The sequence below is a fragment of the Xenorhabdus sp. BG5 genome (assembly GCF_015163665.1).
In the GTDB taxonomy this organism is placed as follows: Bacteria; Pseudomonadota; Gammaproteobacteria; order Enterobacterales; family Enterobacteriaceae; genus Xenorhabdus.
Window position 1 is genome coordinate 62,874 of the sequence record NZ_JADEUG010000014.1, and the last position, 18,429, is coordinate 81,302.

Below are 18,429 nucleotides of genomic sequence, written 5' to 3' on the forward strand. Positions count from 1 at the left end.
ACATAGCAAACAAGAGATACAACATGGAAAAGATATTATCGTACCCATTGCCTAACCATGCTGATCTACCTAAATCGACAGCAAATTGGCTTCCGGATCGGCATCGCGCAGTTTTGTTGATCCATGACATGCAAAAATACTTTGTTGGTTTTTTTGACGCCGAAACAAACCCGATAAAGGGTGTCATTAACAACACCTGCATGCTATTGAGTGTTGCCAGACATTTTAATATTCCCGTGTTTTATACCGCTCAGCCCGGCAGTATGACCCCAGAACAACGCGGATTATTAAAAAATATATGGGGTGAAGGCATGCAAGCAATAGAGGAACATCGGGAAATTATTCCGCACCTGACACCCACTAAAGATGAAACTGTACTGACTAAATGGCGTTACAGTGCATTCTTTAAATCTCATTTGCTACATCATTTAAGGGATTTGAACCGCAATCAACTGATCATTTGTGGGGTATATGCCCATATAGGATGTCTGACTACCGCTATTGATGCTTATTCACATGATATCGAAACCTTTTTGGTATCAGATGCTGTGGCGGATTTTTCAGAGGAAAAACATCACCTGGCGTTGAAGATGGCAGCAGAAATATGTGCTGTCGTGGCACCAACGGAACAAGTCATTGCAAATCTAAGAAAATAATACGTGAGACTAAAGAGTCTGATAAGACAAATTATAAGGGGGAATGATGTTGTTGAACGAATTACCACAGGGAGTGCTGCAATCAGAGGATGCGAAAAACCTCTTTAGCCATTTAGTGAAGGCGAATAAACCCTTTGCATGTATTCATCGCCCGTTATCCGATGCTAAGGACTCGTTTTTATTACTTGAGGGGAAAATAAAATACAGCCATTCACTCTCAGCATTAGAACCAATTTCGTTGGAACCTACTCTTTCATTGACATCAGATAGTTTTGGTACAGTGGATATAACATCGCCTGAAGAGCTGAAGGCTTCTCAATTAATTATCATTCCATTCAATCAGATTGCCGAAAGAGGGTTTACATGCCATAACGATAACGAACCTGTCATTATCATGAGCATCGAAACACAAGCTCGTTATCAAATACACGACTGGGGATTTATTGAGCGTAGTAAGCCAATAAAAGCGGCTAATGTACATTTCGATATCACAGACAAGGCTTACAGCCAGATGGTGGAACAGGTGATCAACGGTGAGATTAGTGCCGGAGAGGGTAGTAATTTCGTTATATCGAGAAGTTTAGAAGGTGATATTGAAGACTTTTCATTGGAAGATGTACTTTCGTTATTTAATCAATTACTGATAAACGAATTTGGCTCTTATTGGACATGGGTTGTTTATACCGGTGACCGCTATTTTGTCGGTAGCAGCCCGGAACAACATATCCTGGTGGAGGGTAAAGATGTTGCCATGAACCCAATAAGTGGCACGTTAAAATATCCAGAAAAAGAAATAGAACAGGCTTTATACCGCTTCGTTAACGACAAAAAGGAACAGAATGAGCTCTTCATGGTCGTTGATGAAGAACTGAAAATGATGAGCCGCATATGTGACAGTGATATTACGGTGAGCGGTCCTCAGTTAAAGATGATGTCTCGGGTGGCACATACAGAGTATTTTATCCGTGGCTCAACATCACAGACCATTCGAACTATCCTGAAAGAGTCCTTGTTTGCCCCAACCGTTACCGGTAGTCCGGTGCAAAATGCGTCTCAGGTCATTATGCGCAGGGAAAATCGTGGTCGTGGTTATTACAGTGGTGTTATCGGAATGATTGGTGTTAAGAATAACCAACGCTATCTGGATTCCACTATATTAATCCGTGCGGCTGATATTACAAAAAATGGGCATTTCCGATTGACATCAGGGGCAACAATTGTTCGTGATTCAACTCCGGAAAATGAAGCTGAAGAAACCAAAGCAAAATTGAGTGGTTTAATGAGTTCTTTTTTTGGTGAGAAGAAAAACATTAATTCAACCAATAACACCCAATTATCTGAACATGTGTTGAATAATGTCACTGTAATATTACAGCGGCGTAATCATAAAGTTTCTCCTTTCTGGTTAGATAATTCTAAAAAAATAGTATTAGCACCCAATTTTCTTCCCTCCATTACGCTCATTGATATGGAGGACTCATTTACTGAGATGATTGCCTACCAGTTACGTTATATCGGGCATAATGTGACGATAGTTTCATGGTCTGAGTCTGGTGCGCGTTTGCCGCAATTAATGAATTCAGGTAAAACAGATATTCTGTTTATTGGCCCAGGGCCTGGAAACCCGAACATTATCAGCCATGACAAGATAGCAACAGGACGAGCACTGATTACAAATCGTTTAAAACAGAATTTACCACTAATTGGAACCTGTTTGGGGCATCAACTTATTTGTGCTGAATTTGGTTTGCCCATCAAACGGCTGCCAAAAACACGACAAGGAACGCAATATAAAATAGCCATTGGGCATATAGCCTGTCATGTCGGGTTTTATAATAGCTTTGCCGCGATGCACAAATTACCGCATTGGTTTACGCCGAAATATAATCGATTGGTTTATCTTGAACGGTTAGGTAAGAGTGAAATTATTGCATTGAAATCTAATAATGTGGCATCAATACAGTTTCATAACGAATCCTTTTTAACTACCGATGCATTTTCAATTTATAATTGGATGATTGATAATGCTACGGGGTATGCAGATAAAGTCATTTGAAATTAATGTGTTATAAAATAACCTGTCATAGTTCGGACAATCTATGTAACCTGCTGAAGAATACACTTGATTGTCCCACTTAACTAATGCGTATTTTATTTTTTCTGGTCTTATTTAGCGACAATGTTGACGTAAATAATCAGCGGTTAATGAGTTACCCTCTGCAAACATTGCCTGTGGTATGCCGCTGAACATCACCTGACCTCCATCCGTTCCGGCTCCTTCGCCTAAATCAATAATCCAATCCGCTTCTGCGATAACTTCTATATTGTGTTCAATGATAAAGACAGAATTTCCCTGTTCGACAAGGCGGCGAAACAACGTAATAAGTACTGCTACATCAGAAGGATGAAGTCCGGTTGTCGGTTCATCAAAGACATACACGTCACCTTTATTGTTAAGATAAGATGCCAGTTTCAGTCTTTGACATTCTCCACCAGACAGGTGATCAAGTGATTCACCAAGGCGCATATAACCCAACCCGACACTCCGAATATTGTCTAATGTGGGCTGGATCTGATGGTCTTTCGCAAAAAAGTCTGCCGCCTGCGTAATACTCATGTTCATGAGATCAACAATCGTTTTTCCTTTGTATTTATAATCTAAGGCTTTTTTATTGAATTTTTGCCCCTGACAAGCTTCACAAGGCAAGGATATCGAATCCATAAAAGCCAAATCGGTTTCAATCACGCCTAGCCCTTTACACTCTGGACATCCTCCCTTAGCATTCGGAGAAAACCACGATTTATCCACGTGATTAGCCAGCGCAAGGCGCTCCCGGATGTGATCAAAAACACCACTCCATGATGCAATATGGGAGCGTTTGGAGGTATGAATGGGTTTTTGGTCGATAACAACAGCATTTGGACATTGAGGGACAACCTCTCCCATAATTAAGGCGCTTTTTCCCGACCCCGCTATGCCACTGACAGCAAGCATTATTCCCAGTGGGATCTCGATAGAGATCCCTTTAAGATTGTGCAGCGTTGCGTTCCTGACAGAGAGATAACCAAGCGGCTTTTTGGGATTTCGATTAAGTTGAGTTGGTTGAGACAGGTATTTTCCTGTTAATGTGTCAGAGGTGCGTAACCCATTTAAGTCTCCCTGATAGGTGATAGTTCCACCGTTATCGCCTGCACCAGGGCCTAAATCAATGACATGATCTGCGATTTTAATGACGTCAGGGTCATGTTCGACCATCAAGATAGTATTGCCCTTGTCACGTAATTGCTGAATCAGCGTATTAAGTTTAGTGATATCAGCCGGATGTAGTCCGGTGCTGGGTTCATCAATGATATAAGTCATTCCGGTGAGACTGCTGCCTAAGTGCCGCACCATTTTTAATCGTTGCGACTCTCCGCCTGATAATGTTGGGGTTGGACGGTTAAGATTCAGGTACCCCAGACCGACAGAGCACATTGATGTTAAACGTGCTTTCAAGGCATCAATGAGCGTGCTCACTGAAGGATCAACCAGTGTCGCTATAAACTGGCCCAGCTTTATGATCGGCATCTCTACACAATCGCCGATACTTTTGCCCTGAATTAAGCATGACAGGATTTGTTTATTAAGCCTCTGTCCATGGCAGACAGGACACTGTTTCATTGAAACAATGTTCCGAAGTTCTTCACTTTTGTACTCTTTGTTATCTTTCACAAGATAACTGCGCGTGAATCTGGGTATAAGTCCTTCAAATCGGGCAGATTTAGGCCAGTCAGGGGATGGGTTCGTCGGCGCAATGTTCTCCGCGTAAAGCAAAAGTTGGCGTTCTTCTGTCGAGTAATCGGCAATTTTCTTATTATTATCAAATAAACCAGAATGAACATATCGGCGCCACCGCCAGGTTCCTGGCGCAAATGAGGAATATGCGATTGCCCCTTCATTTAGAGATTTGTCTTCATTCAGCAGTTTTTTTACATCTATCGTACTGGCAATGCCCAGTCCCTCACAATTGGGGCACATCCCTGATGGATGGTTGAAAGAGAAGATGTTGGAATACCCGACAAAGGGCTTACCGATTCGGGAAAACAGAAGGCGCAACAAAGTGTAAATATCTGATGCTGTACCCACCGTCGAGCGTACATTTTCCCCAATCCGCTTTTGGTTAATGATAATTGCGGTGGTTAGGTTATTTATCTCATCGACATCAGGCTGACCATAGTACGGTAACCGATGCCGGATATAAGGCGGAAAAGTATCATTGAGCTGTCTTTGGGATTCCGCTGCAATTGTACCGAATACAAGAGAGCTTTTACCTGAACCAGAAACACCAGTGAACACAGTGATGACATTCTTGGGAATACGTAAGTCAATGCCTTTAAGGTTATTTTGCCTCGCACCACGAATTTCAATCGTGTTTTGTTCATGACTTCTCATTTCATTTCTCTCCTTCGCGCGCTAACATCAGGGAAAATAGAGTGATAATTCCACATCCGATTAATACGATAGATACAGGAAACAGAGATACAGATTTGCCAAGGCCGGTTAAAAATGCGGTTAAAGAAGCCGTCCCAAACTGAAGCGCACCGAGGACAGCAGAACCAGCCCCTCTTACATCAGGAACGGCTGTTAATGCCAAACTCGCTGCATTGCCAAAAATAAACGCCATCGTAAACATAAGCATCATGAAAATTGCTGTTGTTAATTCAAGCTGGTAGAAGCTGAGATAATTGACAACCAATAGCAGACACGCTAAGACAAAGGTAGTTACAACACCAATGATGACAAGCGATTTGGCACCGATCCGCTCAACCCATCGCGCACTCAGTATGCTGCTGAACATCATAATTCCGGCATTAATCGCAAACACAATGGAAAAAAATCCGGGGGTGAATTTGAACATAGACTGGTATATAAAAGGTGATGCTGAAATATAGGCAAACAGTGCCCCGAAAGTGGCGGAAAAGACTAATGTATATCCCATATAGGTTCTATTTTTGAACAGTGTTAGAAACTGCTTAACCAGACGGCCTTTACTTTCATCATATCCTGATTTATTCGGCAAACTCTCTGGCACATAAACGAACGTTAAGATAGTAATTATCAGTGAAATCACTGCCATAAAGACAAATACAATCGGCCACGGGAAATATGCAGCCACTCCTCCCATCAATGGAGCAACTATCGGTGCTGCACCTTGTATTGCCAGAATCAGATTGAAATAGTAGGCGGCTTTGTTACCAAAGCTGAGATCGGAAACAATGGCTCGTGTCAGGACAATACCTGATGCGCCACCAGCACCTTGAAAAAAGCGGCTAATGATTAATATTTCAATACTTGAAGAGAATGAACAAGCAATTGAGGCTACAGTCAGCAAGACCATGCCTCTTAACAAAAGTTTTCTCCTGCCAATGACATCCGACCAGGGACCAATGATTAATTGCCCAATTGCGAGACCCGCCATAAATGAGGTTAAACTTAATTGAACACCAGCCTGAGTCGTGTTTAGCGCGTGCGATATGGCGGGAAACAAAGGAAGGTACATGTCGGTTGAAAGAGCGCCAATGGCACTCAACATTCCCAAAATAAGAACAAGTTTGAATGCCAATTCACCTTTTTGGTTAGATGAAATAGCCTGATTTAATTGACTATTAGTTAGTGTGTTTTCTGATTTTTTCACTGTTATTCATCTCATATAATAAACAGATGATGAAAACTATAACATTGCAGAAAAATGATTTCAAAATAGAAATCATTATTTTAAGTTAGTTGACGGATTTCATGCAAGGTTGAATCCTGTTTTACCTTTTTAATTAGATGGGTTTTATTGTTATAATAAATTGTTATTTATCATATTTATGGTTTTTGTCTTGTCATTTTTTTATGATATGAACATCTTATAAATGTTATAGCAATATAGGAAAATAATTTCATTATGGAAATTATTCTAAGGGTTTCGAGAAATCCATTCGTTGAAGTTTTGCTGAAAAATTAATTAGAGTTTCATGATCTCTTTCTGTATATTTATACAGTGATTTGGCACGGAGAGATCAGATGCGCAAAATTATTCATATTGATATGGATTGCTTTTTTGCCGCCATTGAAATGCGGGATAATCCATCACTTCTCAATATTCCTATTGCAGTCGGGGGAAGCGCTGATCGAAGGGGCGTAATTAGTACGGCAAATTATCCAGCCCGCCGTTTTGGGGTGCATAGCGCGATGTCTACGGCTACGGCATTGAGACTTTGTCCTCAATTGAAAGTTATCCCTGGCAGAATGGCGCATTATAAAGAAGTGTCTCAACATATCCGTCAAATTTTTTCCCGTTACACTGCGTTGATCGAACCTCTTTCTTTAGATGAAGCCTATCTGGATGTGACGGATTGCAGTTATTGTCATGGTTCCGCCACTTTGATTGCTCAAGAAATCCGTCAGGTCATTTTTGATGAATTGCAGTTAACGGCCTCCGCAGGTGTAGCGCCAGTGAGGTTTTTAGCCAAAATAGCGTCTGATATCAATAAACCCAATGGGCAATATGTTATCTCCCCTGAACAGGTTAAAACGTTTGTTAATTCTCTGCCATTATGCAAGATTCCCGGTGTTGGGAGGGTCACGGCTAAACGTTTGTCAGACATGGGGTTAGCAACCTGCTCTGACGTGCAACGTTACGATAAACTGGTACTAATAAAAAGTTTGGGTAAGTTCGGGGTGACGCTTTGGGAGCGTTGTCATGGCATTGACGAAAGACAGATTACGCCAGAACGTCTGCGTAAGTCCGTTGGGGTGGAGAAAACCCTGGCGCAGGATATCCATGAATGGCATGAGTGTGTTGAACTGATTGAAGAACTTTATTCTGAGCTGAAAATACGGTTAGAAAAGGTAAAACCCGATCTTCGCATTGCCCGTCAAGGTATCAAATTAAAGTTTGATGATTTTCAATTGACGACACAGGAACATGTTCATCCTATGTTGGATAAACGCGATCTGATTCAAATAGCAAAGCAGGCTTGGGAAACACGCAGGGGAGGGCGAGGGGTCAGGCTGGTTGGGCTGCATGTGACATTACAAAACCCACAACTGGAGCGTCAGCTTTTATTGGAATGGTAAGGTGTAAAAGAACGATATCTCCCCCACAAGCAGAGGGTAGGGGAGAGGCAATATAATTTTCTATTATTCTTTAACCGGAATAGCTTTGAGAATTGCAGTGAGGAGCTGCCAATATTGACCGACACTCTTAATATGTACTTTCTCATCAGGTGAATGAGCACCCCGAATGGTTGGGCCTATAGAAACCATGTCCATATCAGGGTACGGTTTTTTGAATAAGCCACACTCTAACCCAGCGTGGATCACCATAATATTCGGCGTCTTATCGAAGAGTTGATGATAAGTTTCACGTACTAAATGCATGATTGGAGAATTGGCGTCAGGCTGCCAGCCCGGATAGCTGCCAGTTGCCACGGTTTCCGCTCCAGACAGTTTTGCCAGAGAATCCAGCATTTCAGCAACATAAATTTTGCCACTTTCGATAAGTGAACGGATCAGGCAAATAACCTCGGCTTTCTCTTCGTCCATGGTTACGACGCCTACGTTCAATGAGGTCTCTACAACACCTTTGGCAACATCGCTCATACGAATAACACCATTCGGCATACTATTGAGCATGGATATGAAGCGAGTCTGACAATCCGTAGTTAATGCGTGTGATGATGCTTCGGTTTCATCCAGCAAGAGAATGAGAGTGTTTTCAACGACGGAGTATTCGTTTTTCAATATCTCCAGATAGCTATCTTTCAATTGATGGAGTTTTTCAACTTTATCAGCAGGAACAGCAATCACGGTAGAACCTTCTCGAGGAATAGCATTGCGCAGGGTTCCACCTTGCAGATGAATTAATTTCAGTTCCAAATGGTCGGAATATGTGGCTAGGAAACGAGCCAGTAATTTGTTGGCGTTACCCAATCCCAGATGAATATCGCCACCAGAGTGACCGCCCTTTAATCCCTTAATCGTTAATTGCAGCGTTTTATAGTTAGCTGGCAGAGCTTCGCGGGACAGGCGTAAGGTTGTGAAAAAATCAATGCCACCCGCACAACCCATGTAGATTTCGCCTTCTTCTTCTGAATCGGTATTGATCAGAACATCAGCTTGCAGCCAGCCGGATTTCAGGCCGAATGCGCCATCCATGCCGGCCTCTTCGGTCATGGTCAGCAAAACTTCCAATGGGCCGTGTTTAACGGACTCGTCCGCCAAGACTGCCAGAGCGGAAGCCATGCCGATACCGTTATCCGCACCTAACGTTGTACCATCAGCCGTAACCCAATCACCATCAATATAAGGGCGAATAGGATCTTGTGTGAAATCGTGTTGGGTATCGTTATTTTTCTGTGGAACCATATCAAGGTGCGCTTGAAGTACAACCACCTTGCGGTTTTCCATGCCTTTTGAAGCGGGCTTTCTGATCAAAATATTACCCACTTCATCCCGCTCTACAGGGAACCCTTTGCTTTTGGTCCACTCAATGATATGAGATGCGAGAACTTCTTCATGATAAGAAGGATGAGGAATGGAACAGATTTGCGCAAAAATATCCCATAAAGGTTGTGGGGATAGCGTTGATAATTCGGACACGGCGAATCTCCTATAACTGAATCTTGGTGAAACGAAAATGGTAATGCTTGACACATCAGGGAGTTTTTGTCATCTGCATTGACCTGATATCCATGTTATACTTGAAAATATCATTTTATTGCCAGCAATGGGCAGTGAGAATGAGGACTTACCTTGTTTTTACTGGTTTTTGTTGGTTCAAATCACTATAATCTCGCGCAACCTTTTTTCCGCAACAAACGCTTTTCTGAAATATTCTTTAGTTTCCAGGATCTAATTTTATGAGTGAAAAATATGTCGTAACGTGGGATATGTTGCAAATACATGCCCGTCAATTGGCGCAACGTTTACTTCCCGTAGCGCAGTGGAAAGGCATTATTGCCGTTAGCCGTGGTGGTCTTGTTCCGGGAGCGTTACTGGCTCGTGAATTGGGAATTCGCCATGTCGATACTGTCTGTATTTCCAGTTATGATCACGATAATCAGCGCGAGTTGAAAGTATTGAAAAAAGCGGAAGGTGACGGTGAAGGATTTATTGTCGTTGATGATCTGGTTGATACCGGAGGCACTGCCCAGGCAATCCGTGAAATGTATCCGAAAGCTCACTTTGTAACGATTTTTGCTAAACCCGCCGGTCGCCCTCTTGTGAATGATTATGTTATTGACATCCCCCAAAACACATGGATTGAGCAGCCATGGGATATGGGAGTCGTGTTTGTTCCACCCGTTTGTGAAAAGCAGTAAGATTTTTCTTTTGTCATGACGAAACAAAACCTTTCAGAATCGCTGTTTAAGCCTCGGTTTAAACATCGGGAAACCTCTACACTGGTAAAATATACTCGTCCACAATCCGTAACTACCAGTGATAGTATGCTTGGTGGGGAGCGCCGCGAGCGTTGGTATCGTATGATTAATTGGCTCGCTTGGATCTGGAGGGGAGTCAATCCGCTAGAAATTCAAGATGTCCTCAGCCGGATTGCCGTGACGGATGCCGAACGCAGTACTGAACATTTGTTAGATACTGTGGTCGGCTACCGTAAAGGAAACTGGACATTTGAGTGGTCTCAGCAGGCAATGCACTGGCAACAGGAAGCGTTGCATACTGAAGATACGGAAAAATCCGGAGCATGTTGGTTAAAGGCTGCAACGCTATATAGCATTGCAGCTTATCCTCATTTACGCGGTGATGAACTGGCAGATCAGGCCATTGTGCTGGCTAATAAAGCTTATGAAAACGCGGCGCGTTTTTCTGACTATGAATTGAAAAAGCCGGAATTCCAGCTGGAAGGGGGCAAAAGTATTACTGGGCTATTGCACCTGCCTTCCCATGTACAAGGGCCTTGTCCAACGATATTAGTTTGTGCCAGCATTGATAATGTCCAGAGTGATTGCTGGCGCTTATTTCGTGAACATTTCTCGCCTCTTGGTTTTGCCATGTTAACGCTGGATATGCCTTCTGTTGGTTATTCTGCTAAATTTACCTTAACGCAGGATACATGTGTACTTCATCAACAAGTTTTACAACAACTAAATAGCGTGCCGTGGATTGATCATACCCGTGTAGGCGTATTTGGTTTTCGTTTTGGGGCAAATATCGCTGTTCGGCTTGCCTACTTGGAGCCGAAACTTATTAAAGGAGTCTCGGTGGTCGGCCCGATTGTGCATGAATTACTGCATGATGAAAAATTACAGCAGAAAATCCCGTCAATGTATATCGATGTCTTGGCCAGTCGCTTAGGTATTTATCACGTTGATGAAAAGAGGTTGCGTTCAGAATTAGCTTGTTATTCGTTGAAGAATCAAGGGTTATTGGGCCGTCGTTGTACTGTTCCCATGTTTTCGGTGTACTGGGAAGATGATATTTTCAGCCCAAGGAAAGATTCGAAGTTGATTGCGATGTCATCAATTGAGGGTTCAGTACGAGCTATTCCTGCAACCTCAGTTTATAGTGGTTTCAATAAGGCATTACACGAAATAAGTGTATGGTTGAAAGATAAAGTTTTATAAAACAAAATTTATAACTTGATATTTTTTAATCGTTTGATACAAAGGTGTTCTGCATATAAGGAGACCTTTGTATGACTTTACCCGCAAGTTATTCTAAAAATAGGTTGTTAAAGCGTTTTTCTGCATTAGGGCCGTATGTACGTGAATTAAAGTGCCAAAATGGTTATTTTTTCTTTGACTGTTTAGCCGTTTGTGTCAGTGCCAAAGCGGTACCGGAAAAACGTGAATTTTTGGGATGGTGGTTAGAGCTGGAAGAGCAGGATCAAGGTTTTGTTTATCACTATCAGATAGGCTTGTTTGATAAACAGGGTGAATGGAATGTCATGAATATCAAAAAAAAGGCCGATCTTGAGCACCTTGAATCAACGCTACAGGCATTCCACAAACGTCTGGTTGATTCTTGTGAAACGCTCAAACTGGCATTGATCCCATCTGAGAATACCGTCACTCTGCAAACGCAAGTGATAGCGTAATTTTGTTTTTAACCCGCTTTTGCTAAATTTTGCGTTATGTCAGTTGGCATAACGCTTCTCTCCTGTTAAAACTGAACACTGTTTTTTCAAATTAACTGTAATGGCAGAAATATGATGAATGGCAGCCAAACATTGGTTGTAAAACTGGGAACGAGTGTATTAACCGGTGGCTCTCGTCGTTTGAATCGTGCCCATATTGTGGAACTGGTTCGTCAATGTGCTCAACAGCATGAAAAAGGTCACCGCATTATTATTGTGACTTCTGGTGCGATTGCTGCTGGGCGTGAACACTTAGGATATCCTGAACTTCCGGCAACTATTGCTTCAAAACAATTGCTGGCAGCTGTTGGGCAAAGTCGCCTGATCCAATTGTGGGAGCAGCTTTTTTCTATTTATGGCATTCATGTTGGGCAAATGCTCCTGACCCGCGCGGATTTGGAAGATCGTGAACGCTTTTTGAATGCAAGAGATACCCTTCAGGCTTTGCTTGATAATCACATCGTTCCCATTATTAATGAAAATGATGCCGTTGCGACAGCAGAGATTAAAGTGGGTGACAATGATAATCTTTCTGCATTGGCTGCTATTTTGGGCAGTGCAGATAAATTGTTACTTCTGACAGATATAGCAGGGCTTTATACCGCAGATCCTCGTAGTAACCCTGATGCAAAATTGATCCCTGAAGTGCATGACATCAGTGATGAGCTGAAAATGATAGCTGGGGACAGTGTTTCTGGATTAGGGACGGGAGGAATGGCAACAAAACTTCAGGCGGCAGGCGTGGCCGGGCGTGCTGGTATTGATGTCATTATTGCCGCGGGTAATAGGCCAGATGTTATTGCTGATGTTATTACAGGAAAGTCGGTTGGAACATGCTTTCATGGCTTGGCTAGCCCAATGGAAAATCGTAAGCGTTGGATTTTTGGGGCACCTCCGGCAGGGGAAATTATTGTCGATCATGGTGCAGAAGCGGCGATTGTTGGGAAAGGCAGTTCGTTGCTGCCAAAAGGGATCAAAAACGTTAAAGGTAATTTTTCCCGTGGTGAAGTTATTTGCATCCGTAGCTTATCGGGTAAAGATTTGGCTCATGGTGTTTGCCGTTACAACAGTGATGCGTTACGTCTGATTGCAGGCTATCATTCACAGCAAATTAGCCAGATATTAGGTTATGAATATGGCGCTGTTGCGGTTCATCGTGATGATTTGATCGTAATTTAATAAATTGATCGTGAGTTAAGGATTTCACCATGCTAGAGCAGATGGGAAAAGCAGCCAAAGCAGCATCGTGGCAGTTGGCGCAATTGAATAGCAACCAGAAAAACCAAGCGTTGAATCACATTGCTGATTTGTTGGAGACGGAGATTGAAGTGATTCTTGCCGCTAACCAGCAAGATATGGAGCAAGCCCGCGAACAGGGAATGAGTGCAGCACTACTCGATCGGTTATTACTGACACCGGAACGGCTGAATGCCATTGCCAATGATGTGCGCCAAGTCTGCCGTTTGGCTGATCCTATAGGGCAAGTTATTGATGGGCAATTATTGGATAATGGATTGCAATTGAGCCGTCGCCGAGTTCCGTTGGGCGTAATTGGCGTGATATATGAAGCCCGGCCCAATGTTACTATTGATGTGGCGTCGTTATGTCTGAAAACGGGTAATGCAGTGATACTGCGTGGTGGCAAAGAGACTCACCATACAAATCAAGCGATGGTTACAGTCATCCAGCAGGCATTGGAACAAAATGGATTGCCAGCGGCTGCGGTTCAGGCTATCAATAAACCTGATCGTGAATTGGTGGCTGAATTGCTGAAAATGGATCGTTATGTCGATATGTTGATCCCTCGAGGTGGGGCTGGGTTACATAAATTGTGCCGGGAACAATCGACTATTCCCGTGATTACTGGCGGTATTGGCGTTTGTCATACATTTGTGGATGAAACCATCAATATTGAAAAAGCACTGGAAATCATTATTAATGCGAAAGTCCAGCGTCCAAGTGCCTGTAATTCACTGGAAACATTATTGGTGCATGAAAAAATAGCCGCCGATTTCCTGCCAGTTTTGAGTGCCAAAATGAAAGAGCAGGGCGTGACATTACACGCAAGTAAATCAGCAATGACATTGCTGAAAGATGGCCCTGCAACTGTTGTTGAAGTGGCAGAGGAAGATTACTGTGATGAATGGTTATCTTTAGATATGAATGTGGAAATTGTTAGCGATATCGATCGAGCTATTGAGCATATTCGGACTTATAGCACAGCCCATTCCGATGCGATACTGACGGAATCTTTGCCGCAAGCCGATTACTTTGTGCGCCATGTGGATTCAGCCGCAGTATATGTAAATGCTAGCACGCGTTTTACTGATGGCGGACAATTTGGTTTGGGGGCTGAAGTGGCTGTCAGTACTCAGAAATTACACTCCCGAGGCCCAATGGGGCTTGATGCACTGACAACGTATAAGTGGATTGGTTATGGTGATTATTTGCCTCGTCGTTGACCATATCCTACTTTAATTAGATTTTATTGAACTATGTTGGTCACACTTAATTTTCAGTGTGACTTTTTGATCCATCAAAAATACCTTTTTACACTAGTGTAAATATTTAGTTACTATACTTTATGTTTAGGCTTAATTTTATAGACTCTTCGGGAAAACAACGAAATGAAACAAACTCTATTCATCGTAGGTGCACGAGGTGCAGGGAAGACGACAATAGGTAAGTTGTTGTCTGAAGCGCTGTCGTATAAATTTATTGACACCGATGAAAGTATCCAGACTGTAAGTGAAATGACGATAGCTGATCTTGTTGAACAATATGGCTGGGAACATTTCAGAAAATTAGAAAGCCAAACGTTGAAAGCAGTTAGCCAAAGTGAACGTGTCATTTCAACAGGTGGAGGAATGGTGTTGTCGCTTGAGAATCGCCAGTATATGCAACAAAATGGTATTGTGATTTATTTACAGACATCCGCAGAAGTTTTGAGTCAGCGATTATCTCTCAATCCAGAGAATTCACAGCGTCCCAGTTTGACAGGAAAGTCCATTATAGAAGAAATGGAAGGAATATTGGTTGAAAGAGAGCCACTATACCAAGAGTGTGCCAATTTCATCGTTGATGCCAATCTCGCAACAGAAGATATCGTATCTCACGTTAAATCTTATATTTTAAACCAGAAAAACAAACTAATTTGATATATCAACGGTGTTTAAGTTTATTTTCTAACTGACAAGGAAATCTGATATAACAAATCGCCCATACAACTTATAGTATCGTATTTACTCACTTTAATTTTATTAATTATATTTGAGATATGGATATGCTCTTAAATTTTATTCGATTACTTATTCGTGTACTCTTCAGAGTTACCATTGAAGGTGATACCAAACAGTTACAGCAACACACCAAATGCATTATTACTCCCAATCATGTTTCATTTCTGGATGGCCTGTTAATTGGGCTATTCCTGCCGATAAAGCCTGTATTTGCTATTTATTCTAATATTGCGACTCGCAGCTTTCTTAAATTTATCAAATCTTATGCGGATGTTGTGCCTTTGGATCCGACTAACCCAATGGCAGTCAGGACACTGGTTAAAGAGGTGGATAAAGGGCGCCCGATTGTGATTTTCCCTGAAGGAAGGATCACCGTAACTGGCTCTCTTATGAAAATTTATGATGGCGCTGCTTTTATTGCCGCGAAATCAGGCGCAAAAGTAGTATCAATCCGAATTGAGGGGGCAGAACAAACGGTTTTTGGTCGGTTAAAAGGCATAGTGAAGCTGCATTGGTTCCCGAAAATTACCCTCAAAATTTTACCTGCCGTTGATCTGCCAATGCCGGATGCACCTGATTCAACAACACGTCGTCGTTTAGCAGGAGAACATCTCCACGCCATTATGATGGATGTGAGAATGCAGACGCGCCCAAAGGAGACGTTATTCAGCGCTTACCTAACTGCACAAAAACGCTTTGGCCGTTTTAAGTCCTGCATTGACGATGTGAATTTTAAAGAAGATAGCTATCATTCACTACTGAAAAAAATATTGGGAATTAGCCGGATCTTAGAACGCTTTACACAAGAAGGTGAACGCATCGGCCTGCTGTTGCCAAATGCGACTGTGATGGCGGCTACTATATACGGTGCTTCGTTAAAAGGGCGAGTGCCGGCTCTTTTGAACTATACGGCAGGAAGCAGCGGCATGAAGAATGCCATGCAGGCGGCAACCATTAAAACCATCGTAACATCTCGCCAATTTCTGGAAAAAGGGCAATTGTCTCATCTGCCAGAACAGGTGACTGAAGCTAATTGGGTATATCTCGAAGATTTAAAAGACACGATCACACGGGAAGATAAGCTTTGGATATTGTGGCATTTGATTTTCCCTTCTAAAGCCATTTTGACTTCGCAAAAGCCGGATGATGATGCATTGATCCTGTTTACGTCAGGCTCAGAAGGGGCACCAAAAGGTGTTGTTCACAGCCATGCCAGCTTATTGGCGAACGTTGAGCAGATAAAAACGGTTGCTGATTTTACTCCGTTGGATCGTTTTATGTCTTCTTTGCCACTGTTTCATGCATTTGGCCTAACAGTTGGTCTATTTACTCCATTAATGACAGGCAGTCGTGTATTCCTTTACCCAAGCCCCTTACATTATCGTGTCGTGCCTGAATTGGTCTATGACCAAAATTGTACCGTGTTATTCGGAACTTCGACTTTCTTAGGCAATTATGCTCGTTTTGCCCATCCTTATGATTTTGCCCGTCTGCGTTATGTGGTGGCTGGAGCAGAAAAATTATCCGAAAACACCAAGCGAGTTTGGCAAGATAAATTTGGCATCCGTATTCTGGAAGGTTATGGAGTGACAGAATGTGCGCCGGTAGTGGCAATCAATGTACCGATGGCGGCAAAAATGGGAACAGTCGGGCGGATCTTACCGGGTATGGAAGCCCGTTTGTTGCCTATACAGGGTATTGAAGGAGGAGGCCGCTTACAGTTACGTGGGCCAAATGTTATGAAAGGATATCTGCGAGTTGAAGCACCTGATCGTTTAGAACCACCCTCTGCCGAAGATGCCGAAGAGAATAATCAAATCGGCTGGTATGATACCGGAGATATCGTTTCTATTGATGAAGAGGGTTTCTGTACGATCAAAGGGCGTGTAAAACGATTTGCCAAGCTTGCAGGGGAAATGGTTTCTCTTGAAGCGGTAGAACAAATCGCTTCTCACGTTTCTACTGATGCGCTACATGCGGCTACAACCAGGAGTGATCGAAGCAAAGGCGAAGCACTGGTATTGTTCACTACAGATGCGAATCTAAATAGAAACAGAATGCTGGGAGTGGCACGTGAAATAGGGATGCCTGAGTTATCGGTTCCACGAGATATTCGTTATGTGAAGCAACTTCCATTGCTCGGCAGTGGCAAACCGGATTTTGTCACTCTAAGAGAAATGGCCGAACAGGAGTAAGAAAATGGAGACACAACCGCTACTAACCCGCGGAATGAAAGCAGTATTGCTGTCACAATTTCTTTCTGCTTTTGCTGATAATGCTCTGTTCTTTGCCATCTTAGCCCAATTAAAGGCAGAGTTTTACCCTGAATGGAGTTGGCCAGCACTGCAAATTGTTTTTGTTCTGGCCTATATCATACTTGCCCCTTTTGTCGGGCAAATTGCTGATCGGTTTTCAAAAGGGCGTGTCATGCTCTTTTCTAATGGCGTCAAATTGCTTGGGGCCATTAGCATCTGTATCGATATGAATCCTTTTCTGGGATATACCTTAGTGGGAATTGGGGCAGCGGCCTATTCTCCTGCTAAATATGGGATCTTGGGAGAGTTAACAGATGGTGGGCGTTTGGTCAAAGCCAATGGCATGATGGAGGCTTCTACTATTGCAGCTATCTTGATTGGCTCAGTTGCTGGTGGTTTCCTCTCTGATGTTAGCCTGATACTGGCATTAGGGCTTTGTGCCTTATTGTATGGTGCCGCAGTCATATCCAATTTCTTTATACCTCGTTTGGCGGCGGCTCGTGAAGGTAAAGGTTGGAATCCCAAAAAAATGTTGGTGGATTTTATGACGGTTTGTGCTTCACTTTGGCGTCATCAGGAAACGCGTTTCTCACTGGTAGGTACTAGCCTATTTTGGGGGGCGGGTATCACACTGCGCTTCCTATTAGTAGCATGGGTTCCTGTTGTGCTGGGGATTGATGGCAATACAACTCCTACATTGATGAATGCAGTCGTCGCAATTGGTATCATTGTTGGAGCAGGTTTAGCGGCGCGGTTTATTACATTGAAAACCGTGCGTCTCTGTATGCCTGCGGGGATCTTAATTGGGTTCATTGTCATTCTTTTTGCTACTCAGCAATCAATAGTATTTTCCTACTTAATTTTGATCGTCCTTGGTGTATTTGGTGGGCTTTTTGTCGTTCCATTAAATGCGCTATTGCAAGAACATGGAAAGCATTCGATGGGAGCAGGTAAAGCCGTTGCTGTGCAAAACCTGGGCGAAAATAGTGCTATGTTGGTAATGTTAGGGCTGTATTCGGTTTCCGTTATGGCGGGAGCTTCGGTTGTTGCTGTTGGCATTGGTTTTGGTATCTTGCTTTCTTTAGCAATTGGGGGGCTGTGGATTTGGGATCTGCTTCGGAAAAATTAATTTCTTATAGAATTGAAGGCCTGT

Annotated in this window: 14 protein-coding genes; 11 read left to right on the forward strand and 3 right to left on the reverse strand. The window is 42.8% G+C overall.

All coding sequences use genetic code 11. The features are described 5' to 3' along the window. Positions 1-23 precede the first annotated feature (23 nt). Complete coding sequence (locus tag IQ209_RS09355) at positions 24-656, forward strand: isochorismatase family protein (RefSeq protein ID WP_193851049.1); 633 nt, start codon at positions 24-26, stop codon at positions 654-656. Positions 657-702: 46 nt separating this feature from the next. Then, positions 703-2,712 carry a chorismate-binding protein gene (locus IQ209_RS09360; RefSeq protein ID WP_193851050.1) on the forward strand — a complete coding sequence of 670 codons (2,010 nt, stop codon included), beginning with the start codon at positions 703-705 and terminating at the stop codon, positions 2,710-2,712. A 114-nt stretch (positions 2,713-2,826) separates the two neighbouring features. Here the strand turns inward: IQ209_RS09360 and IQ209_RS09365 are convergent, their stop codons facing one another. Together IQ209_RS09365 and IQ209_RS09370 are read right to left on the reverse strand one after the other, a co-directional pair. After that, positions 2,827-5,088: an excinuclease ABC subunit UvrA gene (locus IQ209_RS09365; RefSeq protein WP_193851051.1), complete on the reverse strand. Its 2,262-nt coding sequence runs from the start codon at positions 5,086-5,088 to the stop codon at positions 2,827-2,829. A 1-nt stretch (position 5,089) separates the two neighbouring features. Beyond that, the gene (locus IQ209_RS09370; protein WP_193851052.1) at positions 5,090-6,331 is read right to left on the reverse strand and encodes a multidrug effflux MFS transporter; all 1,242 of its coding nucleotides are present in this window, start codon (positions 6,329-6,331) and stop codon (positions 5,090-5,092) included. Positions 6,332-6,705: 374 nt separating this feature from the next. Between IQ209_RS09370 and dinB the strand changes: the two genes are divergently transcribed. Then, entirely contained in the window at positions 6,706-7,761 is a 1,056-nt protein-coding gene (gene dinB / locus IQ209_RS09375) for a DNA polymerase IV (RefSeq protein WP_193851053.1), read from the forward strand. A 63-nt stretch (positions 7,762-7,824) separates the two neighbouring features. On the opposite strand, the gene pepD is transcribed toward dinB, so the two are convergent. Continuing rightward, positions 7,825-9,285, reverse strand: a complete 1,461-nt coding sequence (pepD, locus tag IQ209_RS09380; protein WP_193851054.1) for a beta-Ala-His dipeptidase — start codon at positions 9,283-9,285, stop codon at positions 7,825-7,827. 260 nt (positions 9,286-9,545) lie between these two features. On the opposite strand from pepD, the gene gpt reads away from it, so the two are divergent. From gpt to lplT, 8 genes are all read left to right on the forward strand, one after another. Further along, the gene (gene gpt / locus IQ209_RS09385; RefSeq protein WP_193851055.1) at positions 9,546-10,007 is read left to right on the forward strand and encodes a xanthine phosphoribosyltransferase; all 462 of its coding nucleotides are present in this window, start codon (positions 9,546-9,548) and stop codon (positions 10,005-10,007) included. Positions 10,008-10,022: 15 nt separating this feature from the next. Continuing rightward, positions 10,023-11,270 carry an esterase FrsA gene (gene frsA / locus IQ209_RS09390; RefSeq protein WP_193851056.1) on the forward strand — a complete coding sequence of 416 codons (1,248 nt, stop codon included), beginning with the start codon at positions 10,023-10,025 and terminating at the stop codon, positions 11,268-11,270. Positions 11,271-11,341: 71 nt separating this feature from the next. After that, on the forward strand, positions 11,342-11,743 hold the full coding sequence (crl, locus tag IQ209_RS09395; protein ID WP_193851057.1) for a sigma factor-binding protein Crl: 402 nt from the start codon (positions 11,342-11,344) through the stop codon (positions 11,741-11,743). A gap of 111 nt (positions 11,744-11,854) precedes the next feature. Next, a complete protein-coding gene (gene proB / locus IQ209_RS09400; protein ID WP_193851058.1) occupies positions 11,855-12,961 on the forward strand; it encodes a glutamate 5-kinase in 1,107 nt (368 codons plus the stop codon). A 29-nt stretch (positions 12,962-12,990) separates the two neighbouring features. Continuing rightward, a complete protein-coding gene (gene proA, locus IQ209_RS09405) occupies positions 12,991-14,244 on the forward strand; it encodes a glutamate-5-semialdehyde dehydrogenase (protein ID WP_193851059.1) in 1,254 nt (417 codons plus the stop codon). Between the two features lie 165 nt (positions 14,245-14,409). Next, positions 14,410-14,940: a shikimate kinase AroL gene (gene aroL, locus IQ209_RS09410; RefSeq protein ID WP_193851060.1), complete on the forward strand. Its 531-nt coding sequence runs from the start codon at positions 14,410-14,412 to the stop codon at positions 14,938-14,940. Between the two features lie 125 nt (positions 14,941-15,065). Beyond that, the gene (gene aas / locus IQ209_RS09415; RefSeq protein WP_193851061.1) at positions 15,066-17,216 is read left to right on the forward strand and encodes a bifunctional acyl-ACP--phospholipid O-acyltransferase/long-chain-fatty-acid--ACP ligase; all 2,151 of its coding nucleotides are present in this window, start codon (positions 15,066-15,068) and stop codon (positions 17,214-17,216) included. 4 nt (positions 17,217-17,220) lie between these two features. Continuing rightward, positions 17,221-18,405, forward strand: a complete 1,185-nt coding sequence (gene lplT / locus IQ209_RS09420) for a lysophospholipid transporter LplT (protein ID WP_193851062.1) — start codon at positions 17,221-17,223, stop codon at positions 18,403-18,405. Positions 18,406-18,429 lie beyond the last annotated feature (24 nt).